Source organism: uncultured Sulfitobacter sp. (assembly GCF_964021855.1).
Taxonomy (GTDB): domain Bacteria; phylum Pseudomonadota; class Alphaproteobacteria; order Rhodobacterales; family Rhodobacteraceae; genus Sulfitobacter.
Map to the genome: position 1 here is coordinate 201,819 of NZ_CAXHZD010000003.1, position 23,613 is coordinate 225,431.

At 58.4% G+C, this 23,613-nt stretch carries 22 protein-coding genes, 1 tRNA gene and 1 riboswitch; of the genes, 18 read left to right on the plus strand and 5 right to left on the minus strand.

Going from position 1 to position 23,613, the window contains the following annotated elements; all coding sequences use genetic code 11:
• Positions 1-103: 103 nt before the first annotated feature.
• Positions 104-970: a 2-dehydro-3-deoxygalactonokinase gene (locus AADJ11_RS11575; RefSeq protein ID WP_341234672.1), complete on the plus strand. Its 867-nt coding sequence runs from the start codon at positions 104-106 to the stop codon at positions 968-970.
• A gap of 86 nt (positions 971-1,056) precedes the next feature.
• On the opposite strand, the gene AADJ11_RS11580 is transcribed toward AADJ11_RS11575, so the two are convergent.
• On the minus strand, positions 1,057-1,785 hold the full coding sequence (locus AADJ11_RS11580) for a HAMP domain-containing sensor histidine kinase (protein WP_341234673.1): 729 nt from the start codon (positions 1,783-1,785) through the stop codon (positions 1,057-1,059).
• A 167-nt stretch (positions 1,786-1,952) separates the two neighbouring features.
• Between AADJ11_RS11580 and AADJ11_RS11585 the strand changes: the two genes are divergently transcribed.
• Entirely contained in the window at positions 1,953-2,642 is a 690-nt protein-coding gene (locus AADJ11_RS11585) for a response regulator (protein WP_341234674.1), read from the plus strand.
• Positions 2,643-2,683: 41 nt separating this feature from the next.
• On the opposite strand, the gene AADJ11_RS11590 is transcribed toward AADJ11_RS11585, so the two are convergent.
• Positions 2,684-2,773: transfer RNA gene (locus tag AADJ11_RS11590), tRNA-Ser, on the minus strand.
• A 231-nt stretch (positions 2,774-3,004) separates the two neighbouring features.
• Between AADJ11_RS11590 and AADJ11_RS11595 the strand changes: the two genes are divergently transcribed.
• The 16 genes from AADJ11_RS11595 (at position 3,005) to nrdF (ending at position 19,507) form a co-directional block, all read left to right on the plus strand.
• The gene (locus AADJ11_RS11595; RefSeq protein WP_341234675.1) at positions 3,005-3,865 is read left to right on the plus strand and encodes an SPOR domain-containing protein; all 861 of its coding nucleotides are present in this window, start codon (positions 3,005-3,007) and stop codon (positions 3,863-3,865) included.
• Between the two features lie 23 nt (positions 3,866-3,888).
• On the plus strand, positions 3,889-5,058 hold the full coding sequence (locus AADJ11_RS11600; RefSeq protein ID WP_341234676.1) for a D-alanyl-D-alanine carboxypeptidase family protein: 1,170 nt from the start codon (positions 3,889-3,891) through the stop codon (positions 5,056-5,058).
• Complete coding sequence (gene tmk / locus AADJ11_RS11605; protein ID WP_341234677.1) at positions 5,055-5,681, plus strand: dTMP kinase; 627 nt, start codon at positions 5,055-5,057, stop codon at positions 5,679-5,681. The genes AADJ11_RS11600 and tmk overlap by 4 nt, the downstream gene beginning before the upstream one ends.
• Before the next feature lie 94 nt (positions 5,682-5,775).
• Positions 5,776-6,891 (plus strand): DNA polymerase III subunit delta', encoded by a 1,116-nt coding sequence (locus tag AADJ11_RS11610; protein WP_341234678.1) that lies wholly within the window; start codon positions 5,776-5,778, stop codon positions 6,889-6,891.
• 18 nt (positions 6,892-6,909) lie between these two features.
• Positions 6,910-7,716, plus strand: a complete 807-nt coding sequence (locus AADJ11_RS11615; protein WP_341234679.1) for a TatD family hydrolase — start codon at positions 6,910-6,912, stop codon at positions 7,714-7,716.
• Complete coding sequence (locus tag AADJ11_RS11620; protein ID WP_341234680.1) at positions 7,716-8,513, plus strand: MBL fold metallo-hydrolase; 798 nt, start codon at positions 7,716-7,718, stop codon at positions 8,511-8,513. Before AADJ11_RS11615 ends, AADJ11_RS11620 begins: the two co-directional genes overlap by 1 nt.
• A gap of 82 nt (positions 8,514-8,595) precedes the next feature.
• Complete coding sequence (locus AADJ11_RS11625; protein ID WP_341234681.1) at positions 8,596-9,525, plus strand: AEC family transporter; 930 nt, start codon at positions 8,596-8,598, stop codon at positions 9,523-9,525.
• Complete coding sequence (locus AADJ11_RS11630; protein ID WP_341235014.1) at positions 9,522-10,157, plus strand: glutathione S-transferase; 636 nt, start codon at positions 9,522-9,524, stop codon at positions 10,155-10,157. The genes AADJ11_RS11625 and AADJ11_RS11630 overlap by 4 nt, the downstream gene beginning before the upstream one ends.
• Positions 10,158-10,196: 39 nt before the next feature.
• Complete coding sequence (rsgA, locus tag AADJ11_RS11635; RefSeq protein WP_341234682.1) at positions 10,197-11,204, plus strand: ribosome small subunit-dependent GTPase A; 1,008 nt, start codon at positions 10,197-10,199, stop codon at positions 11,202-11,204.
• Positions 11,205-11,365: 161 nt separating this feature from the next.
• Complete coding sequence (locus AADJ11_RS11640) at positions 11,366-12,742, plus strand: NAD-dependent succinate-semialdehyde dehydrogenase (protein WP_341234683.1); 1,377 nt, start codon at positions 11,366-11,368, stop codon at positions 12,740-12,742.
• Between the two features lie 61 nt (positions 12,743-12,803).
• Positions 12,804-13,400, plus strand: coding sequence for an SDR family oxidoreductase (locus AADJ11_RS11645; RefSeq protein WP_341235015.1), 597 nt, complete (start codon positions 12,804-12,806; stop codon positions 13,398-13,400).
• 144 nt (positions 13,401-13,544) lie between these two features.
• Complete coding sequence (locus AADJ11_RS11650; protein WP_341234684.1) at positions 13,545-15,359, plus strand: sodium:proton antiporter; 1,815 nt, start codon at positions 13,545-13,547, stop codon at positions 15,357-15,359.
• 117 nt (positions 15,360-15,476) lie between these two features.
• Positions 15,477-15,669, plus strand: a riboswitch (cobalamin riboswitch).
• 102 nt (positions 15,670-15,771) lie between these two features.
• Complete coding sequence (gene nrdH / locus AADJ11_RS11655) at positions 15,772-15,993, plus strand: glutaredoxin-like protein NrdH (protein WP_341234685.1); 222 nt, start codon at positions 15,772-15,774, stop codon at positions 15,991-15,993.
• Positions 15,994-15,999: 6 nt separating this feature from the next.
• Positions 16,000-16,416 (plus strand): class Ib ribonucleoside-diphosphate reductase assembly flavoprotein NrdI, encoded by a 417-nt coding sequence (gene nrdI, locus AADJ11_RS11660; protein ID WP_341234686.1) that lies wholly within the window; start codon positions 16,000-16,002, stop codon positions 16,414-16,416.
• Positions 16,398-18,524, plus strand: a complete 2,127-nt coding sequence (nrdE, locus tag AADJ11_RS11665) for a class 1b ribonucleoside-diphosphate reductase subunit alpha (RefSeq protein WP_341234687.1) — start codon at positions 16,398-16,400, stop codon at positions 18,522-18,524. Before nrdI ends, nrdE begins: the two co-directional genes overlap by 19 nt.
• Positions 18,525-18,532: 8 nt before the next feature.
• Positions 18,533-19,507, plus strand: coding sequence for a class 1b ribonucleoside-diphosphate reductase subunit beta (gene nrdF / locus AADJ11_RS11670; RefSeq protein WP_093914664.1), 975 nt, complete (start codon positions 18,533-18,535; stop codon positions 19,505-19,507).
• A 63-nt stretch (positions 19,508-19,570) separates the two neighbouring features.
• On the opposite strand, the gene AADJ11_RS11675 is transcribed toward nrdF, so the two are convergent.
• The 3 genes from AADJ11_RS11675 to AADJ11_RS11685 form a co-directional block, all read right to left on the minus strand.
• Positions 19,571-19,888 carry a putative quinol monooxygenase gene (locus AADJ11_RS11675; protein ID WP_341234688.1) on the minus strand — a complete coding sequence of 106 codons (318 nt, stop codon included), beginning with the start codon at positions 19,886-19,888 and terminating at the stop codon, positions 19,571-19,573.
• A gap of 58 nt (positions 19,889-19,946) precedes the next feature.
• Positions 19,947-21,884, minus strand: a complete 1,938-nt coding sequence (locus AADJ11_RS11680; RefSeq protein WP_341234689.1) for a TRAP transporter fused permease subunit — start codon at positions 21,882-21,884, stop codon at positions 19,947-19,949.
• A gap of 93 nt (positions 21,885-21,977) precedes the next feature.
• On the minus strand, positions 21,978-23,168 hold the full coding sequence (locus AADJ11_RS11685; RefSeq protein WP_341234690.1) for a TAXI family TRAP transporter solute-binding subunit: 1,191 nt from the start codon (positions 23,166-23,168) through the stop codon (positions 21,978-21,980).
• Between the last annotated feature and the right edge of the window lie 445 nt (positions 23,169-23,613).

Here is a 23,613-nt window from a genome sequence, read left to right on the forward strand (position 1 = left end):
TTCTATCGGGCCAAAGGCAGCACGCCCGGGCTTGCGGGACCGCCGTTCGATTGCTAGCCACGCGCCAACCCTCGCCCACGCCCCTCAAAAAAGGTATTCCAAGATGCGCAGTACAGAATGGATTGGCCTCACATGGGGCACCGAGTATCCGGTTGTCACGGTGATCGGCGCGAGCGGCGAAGTGATCGCCAAACATGCCGCGCCCACGGACCTGTCGCCCGACGGCTTGGCAGATTTTCTATCGCCCTATTTGACGACACTTGCACCGACCCCTGTGCTATGCGCAGGGTTGCCCGGAATGCCCGCAGATATGTACCGCGCAGTGCCTGCCGCCCCAATGGCGGGCAGCTTTCAGATGGATACGCCTGACCCTCGGGTGGTTTTGCACGTCGTGCCCGGATTACGTCAGGCCAAACCGGCCGATCTGATGTTGGGCTGCGAGACGGCAATCGGCGGGATGCTCGCCCAAGATCCTGATTTTGACGGCGTCATCTGCACGGTCGCATCACAATCACATTGGTCGCATATCAGCGCGGGCGAGGTCGTGAGCTTCCAAAGCTATCTGACGCCGGTTCTTGCCAATACGCTGACATCCAATCCACCACTGTCTGATTACGCGGGCCAAGGGCCACTGGACGAGGCTGCGTTTGCCCAAGCCGTCGATGACGTGATGGCAAGGCCGCAAACCTTTGCCGCCACATTGGCGCAAATCTCGGCTGATGCAGCGATAAGCGGGTTACCCGAAAACCTCGGCTGGTCGCGCCTGATGGGATCGCTGATCGGGTTGGAACTGTCAGGGGCCCGCCCCTATTGGCTGGGCCAGAATGTGGTAATCGCGGGGGATGGTGTATTACCCACGCTTTATAAATCCGCCCTCGCCACCCAAGCAGAACAGGCGCAGTTAATATCGCGCGAGGAGTTATCGCTTGCGGGGCTAAGACAGGCATGGGTGCAATTGAGCAAGGGGTAGACTGCCGGACGCCGACAGGGGTTAATGCTGGTGGGGCTGCAAGGCATCATAGCGTAGGCGGATTGCCGGAGTGCTGCCGGCACTGACTACCCCGCTGTGCTAAACCCAACCTCGAATGCGGCCCCCTTAATCCTAGGGTCTGTTACCACACGCAAGGTACCGCCCCAGCTTTCGACACGGCGACGCGCAAGGGTTAGGCCCATCCCGCTCCCCTCTATCACATCACGTGGTTTCAGCGTTACGAACGGGTCAAAAACACTTTCGCGATATTCCTCTGCGATGCCTGCCCCGTCATCCCCAACCAACAGCGCCGCGTTCGTATTGATGTTGGTTATGAATATTGTACCGCCTCGCCCCCCATTATGTTTGACCGCGTTGTCCAACAGCGCCGTCATAACCTTGTCAAAGCTGCCTTGCGGCAAGGCGCATTGCTGTTCGGCCATGTTCAGTTCAACGTCAAACCCATCGGGAAGACTATAACGGTCGAACAATGACCTGACCGCCGCGCTCAGCTCCACCTTCTCAATTGGATCAGCGCCCGCATCCAACTCGCAAAGCTCCCGCACATCGGCAAGCAAACGATCAGCGCGCCGTGCGCTCACTTGGATGCTGGTAAGATACTGATACACCTCCTCAGGCACGTTTTCCGAATTCTCGACCAGATCCTCTTTTATCCAGTCAGGTAGCGTTTCAACCGCCCGTAAACACGCCCGCAAATCGTGCACAAAATGGGAGACAAACGCCTCCTGCGATATCCGCAGCCCTTCTACCTGAGACATCACATTCAGCACAAACAGCTCTCCAAATCTGGCCACGACAGGTCGACGCTATCAGACCGAGCCTTCTGAATTCTTAATGCGCCACATCAGAAATTCCGTAATAGTCGATCCATCTACTTGGAAGAAAACCGTATTCTGGTCATTTACTATTAACAAAGATCGTCCAACGTCGCGGGTGCAAGCAGAGCAAACGGATGGCCCAAATGCATGATGGTCAAGGCAGCAGTGATGACGGCACAGACATCCTAGCCCCCGGAAACAAAGAACTAATGGTTCTAATCGTCGATGATTCTTCGTTTGATTGTAAAAACATTATGCGCCAGTTTCGCCGCACCAGCCTGCGTCTATCCGTCGACACCGCGTGTGATCTCAACCAAATGCGCGCCGCGCTCGATCGGCGCAGATATGATGTTATCTTTGTGGATTATCACCTGACCCATGAAACCGGCCTGCAGGCGATACAGATTATCAGCCAACACCCTAAAAACGCGCAGGCGGCAACCATCATGATCACCGGCGAAGCGTCGCACGAAGTTGCCGTTTCGGCGATCAAGAACGGCTGCAAAGATTACGTCGACAAAGCAGATTTAGACGCAATATCGCTGGAAATGATGATGAAATCAGCGACAAAGCGGCTGGAAAAGCACGCCTCTCGGGTTTTGCAAAGCGAAATGGACGCAATCCACGACCGGACAATCGCCGCCATGTCCCAGCTTGTCCAGAATGAGCTGAGCGATGACCGCATCGTGTCGCTGATCCTACGCGCGCTGCAACAGGTGACCTATGTAGACGGCTTTCCGGTCTTACAGCACAGCCCGGACTTCACTACGGCCCTCGAAAACGAAAAACTGGATTATTTCGATTTTGGCGAACTGGCCGATCAAAACAACTAACTTGGTGTTTTGCGGCTTATCGGGATGGCTGCAGGGCATGTTGGCGGAGGAGGTGGGATTCGAACCCACGGTACGCTCTCACGCACGCTGGTTTTCAAGACCAGTGCATTCGACCACTCTGCCACTCCTCCGCAGCACAGACCGCATAGAGGGGCGAAGGCGATTCTGCAAACCTCGAAATGCAGATATCTGCGCCGTAATCTGAGGGGAATTTTGCCGATGATGCAGGCTCAGCCTTTTCAGCGCGGGTTTCAAAGGCTACTGTGCGCCAAAGACCCCGGCAATGGGGCATGAAACATGCCGTTTTCACGGCGCGAATGGATAACGGCGAAAACGCCGGTCAGCAGGCAAGGACGGCAAAAATGGACAGGCACGAGGTTTCATTATTTTCTAAGGCGCGGCCGCTTTTGATGGCCACCGCTGCGGGCATCATTTTGACCGCACTTTCGGGCTGTGATGCGGTTGATGGATTGGGGTTCGGGCAGAAAAGCCCGTCGACGGAAGCAACCTCTACCTCGACCAAGCTTGTCGAGCGTGACGTCGAAGCGCCCGATGTATTTTCGGTGACAGATCAGGGGCTTTGGGATGGCCGGCCCAGCCTTGGTGGCGTTTGGGTCGCACATCCGGATGTCAGCGACCCCGAACGCGTCATTATCCGCAACGAGGCCAACGGCAAATTTGTGATCGGCGCATTGTTCCGCCGTGAACGCGATCTGCCCGGCCCAAATCTGCAAATGTCGTCCGACGCGGCGGCAGCCTTGGGTGTCCTTGCGGGTGCTCCCGCCCCGTTGAATGTCACGGCCCTGCGCCGCGAGGAAGTCGGCACACCGGCCGAGGATTCCGCGCCCGACACAACCGTCGAAGCGCCAGCATCGGTGACCGAAACGCCCCTTGCGCCGGTGGAGGCGATTGCCACTGCCGCACTTGAGACAACAGCGGTCGAAGCACCTGCCCCCGCACCAGCACCAGCGCCCGCCAAAGCATCAAGCCTGTCGAAACCCTATGTGCAAATCGGGATTTTCAGTGTTGAGGCAAATGCCAATCGGTCGGCCAACCAGATGCGCAGCGCAGGCATGCTGCCCACCGTCAAGCGCAGCGAGATAAACGGCAAGGCATTCTGGCGCGTGGTCGTCGGCCCTGCGTCAAGCAAGACAGAGCTGACTGCCTTGATGAAATCGATCAAAGCCGAAGGGTTTTCCGACGCCTATGCGGTGTCGAACTGACCACAAGCCAAAGGAGCTTTAACATGATCCGCATTTTCGCCGCCACGCTTGCTTTGGTTCTTTGGTCCTTGCCTGCGCAGGCCTTTGAAACCAGCGCTACCGCCGCCTACGTAATCGATCAAACAACCGGCACGGTGTTGCTGGCCAAAAACGCAGATGAACCTTTGCCGCCCGCGTCGATGTCCAAGCTGATGACGCTTTACATGGCGTTCGAGGCAATCGAGCGCGGCAAAAGCAATGGCGGGCTGGACCTGACCGAAAAGCTGCCTGTATCGCAACACGCGATGTCCTATGGCGGCTCGACCATGTTTCTGGATACCACCGACCGCGTCACCGTCGAAGATTTGCTGCGCGGGATCATCGTTTTATCGGGCAATGACGCCTGCGCCGTGATTGCCGAAGCCCTAAGCCCCGATGGCACAGAAGCCGGTTTTGCCCGGCTGATGACCCGCCGCGCCCAGCAATTGGGCATGACCAGTTCGACATTTGCCAATGCCAATGGCTGGCCTGCCGCCGGGCAACGCATGTCGATGCGCGATCTGGGGCTGCTCGCCATGCGCCTGATCACGGATTACCCTCAATACTATCCGATGTTTGCACAGCGCGAATTCCTGTTCGATGGCCGCGCGCCGCAGAATAAATTTAACCGCAACCCGCTGCTGGGCCTTGGTATTGGCGCGGATGGTCTGAAAACCGGCCACACTGAAGAGGCGGGATATGGGTTGGTCGGCTCCGCCAAGCAGGGGGATCGCCGAGTGATTTTCGTGATCTCGGGGCTGGAGTCGGCCGCTGCACGGGCGCAGGAATCCGAGGCGATCGTAAATTGGGCCTTCCGCCAGTTTGCACAACGGTCCATGGGCGCGGCTGGTACGCAAATCGCGCAGGCCCCCGTGGCAATCGGATCGGCGAATACAGTCGGTATGGAATTAGCAGATGATTTATCGGTCTTGGTTCCCGTCTCTGGCGGCACCGACTTCAAAGCAGAGGTGGTTTACACCGGCCCCTTACGTGCCCCCATTGCAAAGGGCGATCCCGTGGGCGAGCTGGTCTTGACCCGCGGCGACCTGCCTGAAGTACGCGCGCCACTGGTCGCATCAGAAGCAATCGCGCCGGGTGGCTTTTTCGTCAAACTAACGGCCGCAGCACAACATCTTTTGACCCGCCTCAACGAAGGCCCCGAGGGCGCTTCGTGAGCACTAAGGGCGTCTTTATCAGCTTTGAAGGCATCGATGGGTCGGGCAAGTCCACGCAAACCAAGCTGCTGAAACAAGCGCTTGAGGACGCCGGTCATGATGTGATCCTGACGCGCGAACCCGGCGGTTCCCCCGGTGCCGAAGAAATACGCGCGCTGGTGTTGCAAGGTGACCCTGATCGCTGGTCCGCCCATACTGAAATCCTGCTGTTTACCGCCGCCCGTCGCGACCATCTGGAACGGACAATCCAACCCGCGCTTGATGCGGGCAAGGTCGTGATATGCGACCGCTTTGCCGACAGCACGCGGATGTATCAGGGGCTTAGCCGTGGCGATCTGCGCGCCACCGTTGACCAATTGCATGATCTGATGATCGGTATTGAGCCTGACCTGACGCTATTGATCGACATGGACCCCGCCGAAGGGTTGTCGCGCGCGCTATCGCGCAACACGGTCGAAGAACGGTTCGAGGATTTCGGCGAAAGCCTGCAAGCGGCCATGCGCAAAGGGTTTCTGTCCTTGGCGCAGGAATTCAGCGACCGCTTTGTCGTCATCGATGGCGCGCAACCGGTCCTCTCTGTCGCCCAAGATATTCTAGCCGCCACGCAAAAGCGGATCGGCTAAGTGCACCCAGTCGCACATCTGCACGCCTACGCCGATGCCGGTAATTGCGCGCCGCCCCTCTTCCAACGCCCCCATTTCATGGTAAACGCACTTCATGAGCGATGACGCCCCCCAACCAGACCGCATTGACGGCACGCGCCACCCGCGCGACACACCGCGCCTGTTCGGGCAAACGGATGCAGAAGCCGCATTTTTGGACGCGTTCAATTCCGGCAAACTGCATCACGGCTGGTTGCTGACTGGCCCGCGTGGCGTGGGCAAGGCGACATTGGCTTGGCGCTTGGCCAACTTTCTGCTGGCCACACCTGACCCCGATGATGGCGGCATGTTCGCCCCCGAACCGCCAACCAGCCTTGATATCGACCCCAATCATCCCGTGGCCCACCGCATTGCTGCGGGCGGCGAAGGGGCGCTGAAATCCGTGACCCGGTCGGTGGACGAGAAAACCAAACGTCTGCGCAAGCAAATCGTTGTCGATGATATCCGCAAGCTGAACGGGTTTTTCCAGATGTCTGCGGCAGATGGCGGTCGCCGCGTCGTGATCATCGATGACGCTGACCTGATGAACCCCAACGCGGCCAACGCGCTGCTCAAAATGCTCGAGGAACCCCCTGCCCGCGCGATTATCCTGCTGATCAGCCACCGCCCATCAGGCCTGCTGCCCACCATCCGGTCGCGCTGCCGTACCTTGCGTCTTGGTACATTGTCGCCCGAGGATATGGCGTTGGCACTGGCCCAATCCGATGTGGATATCCAAGGTGACCCTGCAGCCCTTGCTGCACTGTCCGGCGGGTCTGTCGGTGGCGCGCTTGGGCTGTCCTTGATGGGCGGCCTCAAGATGTATGCCGAGCTCGTTGGCATTCTGGGCACCCTGCCCCAACTTGACCGGTCACGCGCGCTGGCCTTGGCCGAAGCCGCCGCCGCCCGTGGTGCCGAAGAAAAACTGTCGTTGCTGTTCACGCTGGTTGACCTGCTGATGCTGCGCCTGGCACGCACCGGTGCCACAGGCCAGCCCCCAGAAACCGAGGCCGCGCCGAATGAGCACGCCTTGTTGACACGGCTGTCGGCCACCCCCGCCCAAGGCCGCGCATGGGCCGAAGCCGCCCACGAGATCAGCACCCGCGCGCGCCACGGGATGGCCGTCAACCTTGACCCTGCTGCACTGGTCCTAGATACCCTGTTCAAGATGGGTCAAACCGCACCCAGATGATCAACAAACGGGACCGGCATGAGCGACATTTACCCCATCACCGACAGCCATTGTCACCTTGATTTTCCCGATTTTCAGGATGAACTGCCCGATGTGATCGACCGTGCCGTACAGGCTGGCGTCACGCGCATGGTCACCATCTGCACCAAGCTGCAAAATGAACCCTCCGTGCGTGCCATCGCCGAAAAATACGCGCCGGTTTTTTATGCCGCTGGCACCCACCCGATGAGCGTCGCTTCCGAGCCGATGGCCAGCTACGATGATCTGATGGCCCTGACGCAGCACCCCAAGATGGTCGGCATTGGCGAAACCGGCCTTGATTACCACTATACCGCTGACTCTGCCGATATTCAGCAAACCTCCCTGCGCACCCATATTGCCGTGGCCCGCGATACAGGTTTGCCCCTGATCATCCATTCGCGCGACGCTGATGACGACATGGCCCGCATCCTGCGCGAGGAATACAGCAATGGCGCATATCCTTGCGTGATGCATTGCTTCTCCAGCACCGCCGAACTGGGCCGGGCCGCCCTTGATCTGGGGTTCTATCTGTCGATGTCCGGCATCACCGCCTTTCCCAAAAGCAGCGATTTGCGTGACATCTTTGCGGCCGCTCCGCTTGACCGGATCTTGGTCGAAACCGACAGCCCCTATCTCGCCCCGCCACCCCATCGTGGCAAACGGAATGAACCGGCCTATACCGCGCATACGGCGCGGCGCGGGGCTGAAACTTTTGGCATCGACTACGCGACATTCGCGGCCCAAACCCAAGCCAACTTTGACCGGCTCTTTACCAAGGTCGCGGCCTTCTCAGAGGCGGCATAATGGCAACGATGAAGATCACCATTCTGGGATGCGGGTCTTCGGGCGGGGTGCCACGCCTTGGCGGGCAATGGGGGGCCTGCGATCCGACCAATCCCAAAAACGCACGCCGCCGCTGTTCCATTCTTGTTGAGCGTATCACCGATGCGGGCACCACATCCGTGCTCATCGACACCTCCCCCGACATGCGCAGCCAGCTCTTGGATGCCAATGTCGGACGGCTTGACGCAGTGATCTATACCCACTCCCACGCCGACCATGTGCACGGCGTCGATGACCTGCGCATGATCGTGATCAATATGCGCAAACGCTTGCCTGTCTGGGCCGACATCCCCACCCGCGAGGCGCTGCTTGACCGCTTCGGCTACGTCTTCATCCAGCCCGAAGGGTCGTCCTACCCGCCGATCCTCGACATGAACCTGATCGACGGCGACGTGACAATCGACGGCCCCGGCGGCCCCCTGAAGTTCACCCCGTTTCTGGTCAACCACGGTGGCATCGACGCGCTCGGCTTTCGGATGAACGATGTCGCCTATTTACCCGACGTGGCCCGCATCCCCGATGCCGCTTGGCCGCATCTGGAAAACCTGACCTGCTGGATCGTCGACGCCCTGCGCCGCGACCCGCACCCGACGCACAGCCATCTTGAACAAACTCTCGGCTGGATCGAAAAGATGGCCCCGCAAACCGCCGTGCTGACCAACATGCACAATGATCTCGACTACGAAACCCTCGCCGCCGAAACTCCCGACCATATTCAACCTGCCTTTGACGGCATGACACTAACCTTTCCCGCCTAATTTCATTTTGCCAAATAAACTCCACGGGGGTCTGGGGGTGTGAAACCCCCAGCGATCCGCGAAAAATCTCAAGGCTTCTTTCGTGCAGACACTTCTCGATGTCATTCTTCCCGTCTTCTTGGTCATCGGCTTTGGCTATGTCTCGGTCTGGCGCGGCGTTTTTCCGACCGCTGGCATCGACGGGATCATGCGCTTTGCCCAAAGCTTTGCGATCCCCTGTTTGCTGTTCCAATCCATCGCGACCCTCGATCTGTCGGCCTCTTTCGACCCTCGGCTTTTGATCAGCTTTTACACCGGTGCCACGCTGTGTTTTGCGCTTGGCATTTGTGGCGCACGGCTGCTTTTCAAACGCGACTGGGAGGATTGCGTCGCCATCGGCTTTTGCTGTCTGTTCTCGAACTCGGTCCTGCTGGGGCTGCCGATCACCGAACGGGCGTATGGCGCTGACGCGCTGACCGGCAATATCGCGATCATCGCGATGCATTCGCCGTTTTGCTACGGCTTGGGCATTACCGTGATGGAATTTGTCCGCAATCGCGGCCAGTCGGGCGTGGCACTGGCCCGCAATGTTGGCAACGCCATGTTCCACAACCCCCTCGTGATCGGGATTATCGCTGGCTTTATCGTGAATTTCAGCGGTATCGCCATTCCGCAAGTGGTTGATGACGCGCTGTCGCTGGTGATACGCGCAGCCCTGCCAACGGCCCTGTTCGCGCTTGGGGCAGTGTTGTTCCAGTACAAGCCAGAGGGCGATTTGAAAGCCATCGTAATGGTCTGCGCCATCGCCTTGCTTATTCATCCGGCGATTGTCTGGCTGATGGGGTCCAGCTTTGGTCTGCCGCAGGATTTATTCCGCTCCGGCGTTCTGACCGCGGCGATGGCACCGGGGTTCAACGCCTATATCTTTGCCAATATGTATGGCCGTGCCCGGCGCGTGGCGGCCAGTTCGGTGCTGATTGCCACAGGTGCCTCCGTGCTGACCGCGTGGATGTGGCTGTCCATCTTGCCATGACGCCGGTGCTCTATTCCTTTCGCCGCTGCCCCTATGCGATGCGCGCCCGACTGGCGATCTTGGCCGCAGATGTAGAGGTGGAGTTGCGAGAAGTCGTGCTTCGTGACAAGCCACAGGCGTTTCTAGACGCGTCCCCCAGCGGCACGGTGCCTTGCCTCGTTCTGCCTGACCAGGTGATCGACGAAAGCCTTGATGTTATGATCTGGGCGCTTTCACAGTCTGATCCCCGAGGGATGCTGAACATGCCAGAGGCCGGCTGGGACCTGATCGCGCGCTGTGACGGGCCGTTCAAACACGCACTGGACCGCACCAAATACACCACCCGATATCGCGATGATGATCCAACCCATCACCGTGCCGAGGCATCGGGTTTTCTGGCTGATCTCAACGATCAAATCGACGTTCACCTGTTTGACCACCCCAGCTTGGCGGACATCGCTATCGCGCCCTTTGTTCGTCAGTTCGCCTTTATTGATAAGCCGTGGTTCGATGCACAGCCATGGCCAAGGTTGCAAGGCTGGCTGGCGCGGTTTTTGGCCTCGGACGCGTTCGCTCAGGTGATGGTCAAATACCCCCAATGGCGGCCGGGCGATGCGCCCACAATTTTCCCGTCGCAGGCTGCACAAGAATGACCCTTTGCAACATCGCGCCAGCGCGCTACTCCCATAGCCGTGAATAATACAACCAACTCAACCATATCACTGGCCGATTTGGGCTGGTCCGACTTTTTCCAAGATCAGCTGGAGGAAGCCGACACCGCCCTGCGCCCTGCCCGCATCGCCACCGTGCACCGGTCGCGCATGTCAGCGGAAACCCTTGACGGGCCTGCAAGGCTGCTTTTGCCGCCCAAGACCAATACCACTGATTTTGCGGTGGGTGACTGGGTGCTGCTGGAACCGGATGAACCCATGTTGGTGCGCAGGCTGGACCGGCAGTCGTTGTTGAACCGGCAGGCCAAAGGCGGGCGCGTGCCGCAGTTGATCGCGGCCAACGTGGATACCTTGTTTATCGTCACCTCGTGCAATGATGATTTCAACCCGGCGCGTCTGGAACGCTATCTTGCCCTTGCCAACGAGGCGGGGACCGAACCGGTGATCGTGCTGACCAAAGCAGACAAAATCGACGATGCGACGCAGTACAAGGATCAGGCCCTCGCGCTGCAGCGGGATCTTGATGTGGTCACTGTAAATGCCAAGACGCCCGATGCCGCCGAAGTATTGAGGCCATGGTGCGGCGATGGCCAGACGGTCGCCTTAGTCGGGTCCTCTGGCGTGGGGAAATCGACGCTGCTGAATACGCTTGCCGATAAAGCACCGGAAGACGCCCAACAGACAGGCGGCATTCGCGAAGATGACGCAAAGGGGCGGCATACGACCACCTCGCGATCCCTGCATGCGATCAAGGGCGGCGGCTGGCTGATTGATACGCCGGGAATGCGCACGCTGCATGTCGCCGATGTGTCGGTAGGTCTAGACGTCCTCTTTGCCGAGGTTACCGAGCTGGCCCCAAACTGCCGGTTCCGCGATTGCACCCACTCGCATGAGCCCGGATGCGCCGTGCAAGCGGCAGTGACGGCGGGGGATTTGGACCCGACCAGACTGGACCGCTGGCGCAAGTTGCAAGACGAAAACCGTGATAATACGACAGCGTCTTCACAAACCCGTGGGAAACGGCGGTAGTTCATTTAAGGTTCACTTTGAAATATAAACAAATATTCTCAATGCCTTAACCAAAATCCACAGCAAACAAACCCTACCATAGCTTTCCATCTGCCCAAACCGCAGGCAGGAACCATTCCCCAATGCCCGTGTTGCCCCTTTGAATTCAAAAAGGAGCGAGCATGTCCAAGATCACCACGGTAAACCCCGCCACCGAAGAAGAAATCCAATCCTACGACATGATGTCAGAGGATGACGCCGTCGCGCGGCTAGAGGCCTGCCATGCCGCATTTCTGGAATGGCGCGAGCTGACGCATGAAGAACGCGCGCCCTATCTCACCAAGATCGCCACCAAGCTGCGCGACAATGCGGATGAACTTGCGGCGCTTATGACGCAAGAGACCGGTAAGCTGCTGAAAGACGGCCACAGCGAGGTCGAGATTTGCGCCGCGATTTTTGAGTATACCGCCAAGAACGGACCCGACGCCCTTGCCGATGAAGAGCGCACCCATGGTGCCGATGGTAAGCGTGGCGTTGTTAGCTATCAGCCCATCGGCGTGATCTATTCGGTCCAGCCGTGGAATTTTCCGCTGTACCAACCCGTCCGCGTGTTGGCCGCCAATCTGATGGCAGGTAACGGCTGCGTCTTGAAACACGCCAGCATTTGCACCGGGTCCGGCCTGCGCCTGCGCGAATTGTGCATTGAGGCGGGTCTGCCTGAAGATCTGTTCCAAGTGATCCTGATCGACCATGACACCAGCGACAAACTGATCGAACACCCCAAAGTGCGCGGCGTGACCATGACGGGCAGCGACGGTGCCGGTCGCCACATCGGTTCGGTTGCCGCCAAAGCGTTGAAAAAGACGGTCCTCGAACTGGGGTCCAACGACGCCTATCTGGTGCTTGAGGACGCGGATATTGACGTGGCGGTCAAGTATTCCGTCATGGGACGGCTTTATAACAACGGCGAAACCTGCGTTTCAGCAAAGCGGTTTATTGTGACCGACAAGGTCTATGACGCTTTCGTCGAGGCGTTCGCCAAGCAAATGGGCGAGATCACGATGGGCGACCCGACGGACAAGGCCAGCCAACTTGGCCCGCTGTCCAGCCAGGATCAATTTGATACCGTCAATGATCAGGTCAAAAAAAGCGTCGCTAAAGGGGCCAAGGTTCTGTGCGGCGGCGAAGCGCCGGATCGCAAAGGGGCGTATTATCCCGCGACCGTGCTGGCAGATGTCACACCCGGCATGCCTGCTTATGACGATGAAATCTTTGGCCCCGTGGCCGCCGTCATCCGCGCCAAGGATGATGCCGACGCCATGCGCATCGCGAACGACAGCCGCTACGGTCTTGGCGGGGGCATCTTCTCGCGCGACGAAGAGCGCGCGTTGAAACTGGTCCGCGATCATTTTGACACCGGCATGGTGCGCATCAATTCATTTGGCGCAGCTGATCCGAATATGCCTTTCGGCGGGGTCAAGGATTCCGGCTATGGGCGCGAGCATGGCGGCTTTGGCATGAAGGAATTCGTGAACGTCAAAGCGATCTTTCTGCCCTGATCAAACAGGCCGCACACCACAATCAAACACAGTAACACGTTGAAGGAGTACAAAAATGAGCATGAATATTCTAGTCGCAGGTGCCACAGGCAAAACCGGGTCGCATGTGGTGAAAAATCTTATTGATCAAGGGCATGAGGCAACCGCACTGGTGCGCGAAAGCTCTGACACCAGTGATCTGCCTAAGGGCACGCATTTGCGCCACGGCGACCTGACCGATTTGTCGGATGACGTTTGCCAAGGCATGGATGTCGTCGTGTTTGCCGCCGGTTCAGGCGGCGACACGGATGCCGGAATGACCGATAAGGTTGACCGCGACGGCGCGCAGCGTCTGACCGATCTGGCCGCAGCGGCGGGCGTGAAACGCTTTGTCATGCTCAGCTCGGTCGGGGCGGATCAGGAAAACCCGTCAGGCGATCTGGCCCACTACATCAAGGCCAAGCACGCCGCTGATGAGCACCTGAAAGCATCCGGCTTAACTTATGCCATTCTGCGCCCCGTTGCCCTGACAGATGACCCGCGCAGCGATAACGTGATCTTGGGCGACGACGTGGACACATCAGCCGAGGCGTCGCGCCGGGATGTTGCCGATGTTCTGGCCGATGCCGCAATCAGCGGGCAATACGACGGGATGGCGCTGAATATGCAATCGGCCTGATCTGCTGATTGAACCATCCCCCACTTTACGAACGCGCGGGCACCCAACGGTGTCCGCGTTTTTGTGTTTGCCCCTAGACCTGTGACAACCGGAATATTTATTGCCTCGCGCCCGTCACATGCTATTTCAAACCACCAACAATAGATGGATCACATTGTGGCAACAGAAACGCTTGGCGCGCTGAACCCCGTAACGGCAATCGCATTGGTCGGTGCCATAGGCGTTGGATCGCAATGGATCGCATGGCGTCTGCGCATGCCTGCAATCGTACTGATGCTGGTCGCCGGTATTCTGATCGGGCCGGTGTTTGGCATCTTTGATCCCGCCCGCGATATCGGGCCGTTGATGGCCCCCATGATCTCCATCGCCGTGGCGATCATCCTGTTCGAGGGCGGTCTGTCGTTGAACTTTCACACGCTGCAAGACGCGGTTGGCGGGGTCAGGCGGTTGGTCTATATCGGCGCGCCTTTGGGGTGGCTAATGGCCGCGCTGTCGCTGCATTATGTGGCGGGGCTTAGCTGGTCCAGCTCGGCCGTGTTTGGTGGCATCATGATCGTCACCGGCCCCACCGTGATCGCGCCGCTTCTGCGCACCGCGCGGCTGTCGCGCCGCCCCGCGACCCTGCTGCAATGGGAAGCCATCATTAACGATCCGATCGGGGCCTTGGCCGCTGTCTTGGCGTTCGAGGTCGTGCTGGCGCTGAACACGGCCACCACGGCGTCCGAGGCGATGATCGAACTGCTGCTCGGGGCTGCCGTGGCAACCGCTGCCGGCGTGGCGGCTGGCGTCGGCCTGTCGCGCGGGTTCAAACGCGGCTGGGTGCCGGAATATATGAAAGTACCCGTGCTTTTCGCCTTGTTGCTGGGGGTGTTCGCCGCATCTGACGCCGTGCTGCATGAAAGCGGGCTGCTGGCCGTGACGATCATGGGGATCGTGATCGCGAACTCAAAACTGCCCAGCTACGAAGAGCTGCGCCGCTTCAAGGAACACGCGACCGTGCTGTTGGTGTCGGGCGTGTTTATCCTGCTTGCTGCGGGTCTGGATGTGGACGCGCTTGGCAATCTTGATTGGCGCGCGGCGGCGTTTGTGGCCGTGGTCGTGCTGGTCGCGCGCCCGCTGACGGTGTTTATCTCGCTTATCGGCTCTGGCATTCCGTTTCGCGAAAAGCTGCTGGTCGCCTTGACCGGACCACGCGGTGTGGTTCTGGTCGCCGTGGCGGGCCTTTTCGGGGAACGCTTGCTCAGCCTTGGCTTTGAAGACGCCGCCTTGATTGCACCGCTGGCATTCGCCCTTGTGGCGGTGACGGTCGTGGTCAACGGATTTACCCTCGCGCCTTTTGCGCGGCTGTTGGGGCTGGCGGGTGCCGATGTGCCGGGCGTCGTGATCATCGGCGGGGCGGATTGGACAACCGCGCTGGCCGAGGTGCTGCGCAAGGCCGAAGTGCCCGTTTTGATGACCGATCCGAACTTCATCCGCCTGCGCAAAGCACGCGCTGCGGGCATCGATACATTCTCGGGTGATATCCTGTCAGAGGCCGCAGAACAGCGGGTCGAGCTGGTCAGCTATGCCACCCTGATCGCGGCCACGGATAACGACGCCTATAACACGCTGGTGACCACGGACCTTGCCCCGGAATTCGGGCGTGAAAACGTGTTTCAGGTGATGCGCGAACGTGCCGACAGCAGCCGCCACCAATTGCCCCGCACCTTGGGGGGGCGCCCCCTCGGCCTAGAGGCCACCCACGCCGAGCTTGAGAAATTGATGGCTGCCGGATGGACCTTCCGCATCACAAAACTATCCGAGGAATTTACGCTCGACGATTGGCGCAACGAGACGCCGGACGGAAAATTACTTGCCCGGATTACGGCGAACGGCACCATTCGCTTTATCCGCAAGAACGAGGACTTCAAAGGCGCACCGGGCCTGCGCATCATCGCCTTGCGCCCACCTGAGGAGTGATGCATATCGGCGGGGGCTTGGCATTGCTCAAGGGTAAATCCCCGCCGCTGCGGTCTGATCACAGAAAAATTTACCCGATCCCAATAACAGCATATTGACACCAAACGGCATTACACCCCAATATGTAGTTGCTTTGGTTCCTGCGGCGCGAGTCGCAGGCTAAGAGGGAAACCGGTGTGATACCGGTGCTGCCCCCGCAACTGTAAGCGGCAAGTGTTGGCCTATGACCCACTGATGCACCCGCATCGGGAAGGAGGCCCCCACATCCGAGCCGTGAGCCAGGAGACCTGCCTTGGCACGATACGAACCACCGCGAGCGGAGGGCTTGAGGACGTGTTGAAGGTTGTGGCCGTGTTGGCCTATGCCCCGCGCGCCCCCGTCCCTTTGCACCACAACAGATAGGGATATGGGCATGACCATCACAGTTTATTCGAAACCCGCTTGCGTGCAATGCACCGCCACCACCCGTGCGCTGGATATGCGCGGTTTGGAATACCGTGTGATCGACCTGACACAAGATGCCGAAGCCATGCAAAGCGTGACCGAAATGGGCTACCGTCAGGTGCCTGTCGTGGTCGCGGGTGATGCGCATTGGGCGGGTTTCCGGCCCGACATGATTGGTCAGTTGGCCTGACCGGCAATGGGCGGGCTGGTCTATTATTCGTCGGCAACGGGCAATACCGCGCGGCTGGTTGCAGCGCTTGGGATTGATGCCATGCGCATTCCCATTCGCCCGTCTGATCCGATGCCAGCCCCTGCCCGCCCCTTTGTGCTGGTCTGCCCAACATTCGCCGATGGCGCAGGGCGCGGCGCGGTGCCCAAACAGGTGATCCGCTTTTTGAATGAACCGACACGCCGCGCGCTGCTGCGCGGTGTGATCGGTGCGGGAAACCGTAACTTTGGCGCGACCTTTGCGCTGTCGGGCGACGTGATCGCCAAGAAATGCAACGTGCCCGTGCTCACAAGGTTTGAGCTGGCAGGCACGGACCTAGACATCGCCCGCATTCGCGACGGGCTGGACAAATTTTGGAGAACAGAATGCTTGATGACGGTATGACCGCTGGGCTGGACTATCACGCGCTGAACGCGATGCTGAACCTATATGACGAGGCGGGGCACATCCGTTTTGACGCCGACCGCAAGGCCGCGCGCGAATACTTTTTGCAGCATGTGAACCAGAACACCGTGTTCTTCCACTCGCTTGAGGAAAAGCTCGGGTATCTCGTCGACGAAGGCTATTACGAGGCCGCGGTGCTGAAGGCCTATCCAGCCGAATTCCTGCGCGAGATTTGGGACACGGCATTCAAGCAAAAATTCCGGTTTCCAACCTTTCTGGGCGCGTTCAAATATTACACCTCCTACACGCTGAAAACCCGTGACGGGAAACGGTTCCTGGAACGCTACGAGGACCGCGTTGTGATGACTGCGCTGACGCTGGCGCAGGGCGATCAGACCCAAGCGATGGCGTTCATGCATGAAATTCTGTCGGGCCGTTTCCAACCCGCCACACCGACATTTCTGAACGCGGGCAAGCAAAGCCGGGGCGAGCTGATCTCGTGTTTCCTGCTGCGTCTTGAGGACAACATGGAAAGCATCGGGCGCGGCATCAACTCTGCCCTGCAGCTTAGTAAACGCGGCGGTGGCGTGGCCTTGATGCTGACCAACGTGCGCGAACATGGAGCCCCGATCAAGGGGATCGAAAACCAGTCCTCAGGCGTGATCCCGGTGATGAAACTGCTTGAGGATTCATTCTCCTACGCCAACCAGCTTGGTGCACGCCAAGGTGCAGGTGCTGTGTATCTGAATGCGCATCATCCTGATATCTTTCAGTTTTTGGACACCAAGCGTGAAAACGCGGACGAGAAAATTCGCATCAAGACGCTCAGCCTTGGCGTGGTTATCCCCGACATCACCTTTGAATTGGCCAAGAAAAACGAGGACATGTATCTGTTCTCGCCCCACGATGTTGAGCGGGTTTACGGCGTGCCGTTCTCGGACATTTCGGTCACCGAGAAATACGCCGAGATGGTCGACAACAAACGCATCCGCAAGAAAAAGATCAACGCGCGCGAGTTCTTTCAGACCTTGGCGGAAATCCAGTTCGAAAGCGGCTATCCCTATATCATGTTCGAAGACACGGTGAACCGTGCCAACCCCATCGCCGGGCGCATCACCATGTCGAATCTGTGTTCGGAAATCCTGCAAGTAAACGAGGCCAGCACGTTCCACGATGATCTGGGCTATGATCATCTGGGCACCGATATTTCGTGCAACTTAGGGTCTTTGAACATCGCCACAACCATGGATGGCCCTGATCTTGGCGCGACGGTGGAAACATCGATCCGCGTGCTCACGGCCGTGTCCGAGATGTCGGCGATCAATTCCGTGCCTTCGGTGCGGCGCGGCAATGACGAAAGCCATGCGATTGGGCTGGGGCAGATGAACCTGCACGGCTATCTGGCGCGCGAACGCATCCATTATGGCAGTGCCGAGGGGATCGAATTTACATCCGTTTATTTCGCCGCCGTCGCCTATCACGCCATCCGCGCGTCAAACCTCTTGGCGCAGGAAAAGGGCGAAAGCTTTGCCGGGTTTGCCGACAGCGCCTATGCGAGCGGCACTTTCTTTGACACATACACCACCCGCGATTGGCTGCCCGAAAGCGACGCGGTAAAGGCGCTGTTTGACGGCAAAGACCTACCCACCCGCGACGATTGGGCCAAACTGCGCGAACTGGTCATAAAACACGGGCTGTATAACCGCAACTTGCAGGCCGTCCCGCCCACGGGGTCGATCAGCTATATCAACAACTCAACCTCGTCGATCCACCCGATCGTCAGCAAGATCGAGATCCGCAAAGAGGGCAAGATCGGGCGCGTCTACTACCCCGCCCCATTCATGAACAACGACAACCTTGAATTCTACCGTGACGCCTATGAGATCGGGCCAGAAGCGATCATTGATACCTATGCCGCCGCGACGACGCATGTGGATCAGGGCCTGTCGCTGACCCTGTTCTTTCCCGCCGATGCATCGACCCGTGACATCAACCGCGCGCAAATCTATGCGTGGAAAAAAGGCATCAAAACCATTTATTACGTCCGCCTGCGCCAGACCGCCCTTGAGGGGACGGAAGTCGACGGCTGCGTTTCGTGCACATTGTGAGACCCGACATGAAAGATCTTGACCACACCCCCGCCGTGCCCCGCGCCATTAACTGGAACCGGGTCCAAGACGACAAAGACCTTGAGGTCTGGAACCGCTTGACCGTCAATTTCTGGCTGCCCGAAAAGGTGCCATTGTCCAATGACGTGCAAAGCTGGGCCACCCTGACCCCCCAAGAACGCACATTGACGATCCGCGTGCTGACGGGCCTAACCCTGCTGGATACGATCCAGAACACGTTGGGCGCACCGGCCTTGATGCCAGACGCCCAAACCCCGCACGAAGAAGCCGTGCTTAGCAACATCGCCTTTATGGAAGCGGTGCATGCGCGGTCCTATTCGTCTATCTTTTCAACGCTCTGCTCGACCAAGGACGTTGACGAGGCGTTCCGCTGGTCCGAAGAAAACCCGCATCTTCAGGCAAAATCCCGTCTGATCCTGCAGGAATACAACGCCACCGCCGACCCGTATAAACGCAAGATCGCATCGGTGTTTTTGGAAAGCTTCTTGTTCTATTCGGGCTTTTACCTGCCGATGTACTGGTCCAGCCGCGCCAAGCTGACCAACACGGCCGATCTGATCCGCCTGATCATCCGAGACGAGGCGATACACGGCTATTACATCGGCTATAAATTCCAACGCGCGACCGAACAATTGCCCGCCGAAAAGCGCGATGAGCTGAAGGATTTTGCGTTTTCCTTGATGTTCGACCTTTACGAGATCGAGTCGCATTACACCGCCGAGCTGTATGATGATCTGGGCCTGACCGAAGACGTCAAAGCATTCTTGCACTACAACGCCAATAAGGCCCTGCAAAATCTGGGCTACGAGGCGCTGTTCCCCGCACAGGCCTGCGAGGTGAACCCCGCGATCCTTGCCGCCCTGTCAACAGACGGCGAGAACCACGATTTCTTCTCGGGCAGCGGATCGACCTATGTGATCGGCAAGGCCGTCGCGACAGAAGACGAAGACTGGGATTTCTGATCCCTACCAAACAAATAGCGCCGCCCCAAACATTCGGGGCGGCGCAAATCTAGTGGCCGCTGATCAGGTCGCAGGCGACAGAATGTGGATCTTGCGATCGGCCAGCATGTCTTTGGTCTGCGCGCCATATTCCTTCATATGGGCCGATCGGGCATGCGCGCCTAGCGCGTCCATGCTGGCCCATTTTTCCACCACCACGAACGTATCCTCGCCAAAGGCGCTTTGCATCGGGCCCGCGTTTTCGGTGTCGATTGTCGCCTCATAGGCGATACAGCCATCTTCGGCCAATACAGCCGGAACATTGGCGTTGAACAGCTTCAACACGGCGGCGCGCTGGCCCGGTTTGGTGGTGATAACGGCAACTACGTGAACGAGTGACATATGTGGTTCCTTTTTTGCGGTGTTGGGCCGCGCCCACGGGGGGCACAGCCATTCAAATCTATGCAGCCACCTGCGCGGTTTTCTTATTGTCCCACCAGATCAGGGCAACCATCGCCGCCGATGCCAGCCCGCCGATCAGGGTCGTCATCAACCCCGGAAAGCTGAACGCAAACCCCGCGACAGCAAGCGGCAACCGCATCCAAGTGCGCACCAGCCCGAAGCCCAGCAGATACCCTTCGAGACCGCCAGACAGCAGCATAATCCCGATGATGATCGACGGCAAAACATAAATCAGCGGGGTCAGGTCGCCTTGCAGCACCAGCGCCGGTTGGAACAGAAAGAACAACGGTACGAAGTAAATCACAACCCCAAGACGCATCGCCGTAAAGGAGGTCTGCATCGGTTTCGCCCCCGCAATTGTCGCCGCAAGGAAAGCGGCAGCCCCGACAGGCGGCGTGATCACGGACAGCATTGCGTAGTACACGATAAAGAAATGCACCGCGACGACGTTCAGCCCACCGATTTCAACGATAGCCGGGGCCAGCGTCACAGCTAGGAAAATGTAGGCAACAATCGCCAACCCCGCCATGCCCATGATGAAACAGGCGAGCACCCCAAGCGCGATGATGAGGTAAACGTTATCCCCACCCAAAGCGACCAACCCCGATGTCATGGACCCGGTCACGCCGGTAATGGTCAAGGCGCTGACAACAAAGGCAATCGGCAAGATGATCGCGGCGGTCTGCGTGACCAAGACGCCAACCTGTCGAAGAGTCGCAAACAGGCGCGTCGGCGTCATCATTGTGTCACGTTGGAGAAAGCTCAGCGCGATCATCATCGCACTTGCATACCACGGGGCATAATATTCCCACCGCATGTACAGCAAGCCCCAGACCAAAAACACCATGACCGACAGGAACGGCCAGCCGCGTTTCATGACCTCGCGGGCCGATGGCAGTTTGTCTTGGGTCATGCCCACCAGCCCTTTGCGCGCGGCATAGGCGTCAACTTGCAACAGCAGGCCGAAATAAAACAGCAGTGACGGCAGGATCGCGGCCACCATGATGGTCGCGTAATCCACACCAATGGTGATCGCCATCACGAATGCAATCGCCCCCATCACGGGTGGCATCACCACCCCACCGGTTGACGCACAGGCCTCGATTGCGGCGGCGTAATGTGGGGGATAGCCGACCTTTTTCATGGTCGGAATGGTGATCGATCCGGTGCCCGCAATGTTGGAAAAAATCGAACCAGACAGCGACCCGAAAAATGCACTTGCCACGATGGATACCTTGGCCGGACCGCCACGGTATTTGCCGAAACCCGCATTGGCCAGATCGATAAAGAACTGCCCCGCCCCAGTCGCAATCAGCACCCCTGCAAACACAAGGAAGCCAAGGACGATTTCGGCAACGATCTTGGTCGTGATCCCCATCAACCCTTCGGTGCGGAAAACATGCGCCTCAATCATACGTTCAAACGTATAGGGAATGCCCATTAGCAGCCCCGGAAAGAAGTCAGCGACCAGCGGATAAAGCCCCAACAGGAACACCACCAGCAAGAATGGTAGGCCACCCGATCTGCGGGCGACCTCAAGCATCAGCACCCACAAGACGACGCCAGCGGGGTAATTGGTCCAGCCCGCTTGCACGATGTCCCACGCGTGGGTGGAAAACCACATGCAGATGCCAAAGGCGATAACAGCTGCGGCAATGTCATAAACCGGCACGCTGCGTTGGCTTTGTCGGCCGGGCAACGCGATAAAGGCGGCGGCCAGAAAAATACCGATGAAAAACCAGTAATATTGCCCCTCAAGCAGACGTTTACCGCCAATGGGCACCCCAAACGCATAGGCAAGCCCCATACCCAAACCGCAGGTGCAAAGGGCCACAAAGGCGATGCTGGTCCAGGAAAACAATGCCCCCAGACGCGTCGTTTCCGAGCTGGGTTCGGCATCAATATCCGGTGCTACATGGGGTTGAGTGTCTGACATCTGACGATCCCGAAGAATGAGGTGAATGAAACTGCAAATATTAGGATGACGGAGCGGGTGACCGCTCCGTCAGTTTCAGGTTCGAGTGTCCGCTTACAGACGCGAGCGGAACCTGCTCAGGCCTTCGGTGTGCTTGGCCATGATTTCAAGGAACGCTTCGTTCTCGAAATTGACCTCAACACCTTGTTCCATGGCATCTTTCAGGCCCGCTTGGCGTGCCGTCATCCACTGGTCCATTTGCTCAATCGCTGCGTTGTTCCACGCATCATCCGCATCGGTCCATTGGCCGATTTCGCGCAGGTACTTTACCGTGCCTTCGTGAACCGGGATCGGGTTGCTGTTCAGATAACCACGGAACAGATCAACAGACATCCGTGCGGCCAAAGCATGCGTTCCTTTGTAGGCATCATGCGACTGGTGCATCCATTTCGCCATGTTATAGGCAAAATCAACATCCGCTGTCGCAGGGACAGCATAGACAAAGTTCGACGTCATCGAATTGACCCCTTGCGCCGTCTTCACGCCCAACGAAACCTTGGTCGGGATCGTCATGGGGCGATAGTTCAGATAGCCGTTCCAGCCGTCCTTGTTTTCAGGGTCCATGGCCAGCCAACGGATGCTGCCGGGGGCACCTTCCATTTCAGACAGAACCGATGAGATCGGCGAACAATATGCCACGTCCGATTTACCTTCGACCACCGAACGGCAGTTTTCGCCGTAGCTGGATGCTGGAACAAAGGTGATTTTCTCGGCCGCTTCTTCTGGTGTCAGGCCAACGAAGGCTGGCAACGCTTGTGTAACGGCGCGGACGATCGCGGGGGAAAACACACCCGATGTGACGCGCACGCCGCCCTTGGCAATGTCTTCAAGGTTTTGCAGATCGGAATCGCCTGCCACAACAAAACCCCACGGCGTGTCATTGTGGTGCCATAGAATGCGCTGCGCCAGTGGCTTGACCGCTGCATAGCCGCCAACGCCCTCGGTTTGCGACGCCATTTCAGAAGCGGACACAGACGAAATCGCGATATCTTCACGATCTGTCAAACGCTTGTAGCGCATCGGCTCGCTGTCTTCGGGAACGATACGCACGGTGGTACCGGTCTCTTTTTGCAAGGTCGGACCCCAACCGTTTGTCGAGGCAAAGCTGCCCGTTGACGTGCCCGGCGTGCCGATCACCAACAAACGCGGCCAATCGTAATCTTGCGCAATTGCAGCGCTTGAAAGCCCCAGCGTGACGGCAAGCGCCCCCAGACCCAGCTTTGCAGTATTATTCAGTTTCTTCATCGTTAATCCTCCCGATTTTTCGAATTATTTATGGCTTTCGGGGAATGGGTCTGCTGGCGCAGAGGTCCATCAACCGCCCGAAAAGCATGTGATTTTGCGATAGCTCACTATCGGCAAATGTCCTGATTTCTCAGAATAGACCCGGCCCCTCCCCTTGCCGGCTATACGTGTCGCGCCAAGATGCGATATCTTGCGCCGGTCACGATAAATCTCGCGTTCGGTATCCGTCTCCCAAGGATACACGACTGATTCACTCGGAAAGACTAGGAGCAAATTTACCTTGCGGCAATACCGCAAAGCGGAACGTGGTTCCACGATATGTGAAGTTGTTATAGGGGGCACTCGACTCCCGCTTTACGGGCGCGATCGCGTACTATCCCCTTATTTTATGGGCGATAGCAGCGCCGCAAATTTTCCAGAAACCTGCGGAGCGGCACGCCGAGAC

Excerpts from the sequence above, each read along its gene's own strand:
- AADJ11_RS11610 (WP_341234678.1), top strand. The coding sequence starts at position 5,776 with ATGAGCGATGACGCCCCCCAACCAGACCGCATTGACGGCACGCGCCAC.
- nrdF (WP_093914664.1), top strand. The coding sequence starts at position 18,533 with ATGAAAGATCTTGACCACACCCCCGCCGTGCCCCGCGCCATTAACTGG.
- AADJ11_RS11650 (WP_341234684.1), top strand. The coding sequence starts at position 13,545 with ATGGATCACATTGTGGCAACAGAAACGCTTGGCGCGCTGAACCCCGTA.
- AADJ11_RS11620 (WP_341234680.1), top strand. The coding sequence starts at position 7,716 with ATGGCAACGATGAAGATCACCATTCTGGGATGCGGGTCTTCGGGCGGG.
- nrdH (WP_341234685.1), top strand. The coding sequence starts at position 15,772 with ATGACCATCACAGTTTATTCGAAACCCGCTTGCGTGCAATGCACCGCC.
- AADJ11_RS11680 (WP_341234689.1), bottom strand. The coding sequence starts at position 21,884 with ATGTCAGACACTCAACCCCATGTAGCACCGGATATTGATGCCGAACCC.
- nrdE (WP_341234687.1), top strand. The coding sequence starts at position 16,398 with ATGCTTGATGACGGTATGACCGCTGGGCTGGACTATCACGCGCTGAAC.
- AADJ11_RS11615 (WP_341234679.1), top strand. The coding sequence starts at position 6,910 with ATGAGCGACATTTACCCCATCACCGACAGCCATTGTCACCTTGATTTT.
- AADJ11_RS11585 (WP_341234674.1), top strand. The coding sequence starts at position 1,953 with ATGCATGATGGTCAAGGCAGCAGTGATGACGGCACAGACATCCTAGCC.
- AADJ11_RS11675 (WP_341234688.1), bottom strand. The coding sequence starts at position 19,888 with ATGTCACTCGTTCACGTAGTTGCCGTTATCACCACCAAACCGGGCCAG.
- AADJ11_RS11600 (WP_341234676.1), top strand. The coding sequence starts at position 3,889 with ATGATCCGCATTTTCGCCGCCACGCTTGCTTTGGTTCTTTGGTCCTTG.
- nrdI (WP_341234686.1), top strand. The coding sequence starts at position 16,000 with ATGGGCGGGCTGGTCTATTATTCGTCGGCAACGGGCAATACCGCGCGG.
- AADJ11_RS11640 (WP_341234683.1), top strand. The coding sequence starts at position 11,366 with ATGTCCAAGATCACCACGGTAAACCCCGCCACCGAAGAAGAAATCCAA.
- AADJ11_RS11685 (WP_341234690.1), bottom strand. The coding sequence starts at position 23,168 with ATGAAGAAACTGAATAATACTGCAAAGCTGGGTCTGGGGGCGCTTGCC.
- AADJ11_RS11575 (WP_341234672.1), top strand. The coding sequence starts at position 104 with ATGCGCAGTACAGAATGGATTGGCCTCACATGGGGCACCGAGTATCCG.
- AADJ11_RS11630 (WP_341235014.1), top strand. The coding sequence starts at position 9,522 with ATGACGCCGGTGCTCTATTCCTTTCGCCGCTGCCCCTATGCGATGCGC.
- AADJ11_RS11595 (WP_341234675.1), top strand. The coding sequence starts at position 3,005 with ATGGACAGGCACGAGGTTTCATTATTTTCTAAGGCGCGGCCGCTTTTG.
- AADJ11_RS11645 (WP_341235015.1), top strand. The coding sequence starts at position 12,804 with ATGAATATTCTAGTCGCAGGTGCCACAGGCAAAACCGGGTCGCATGTG.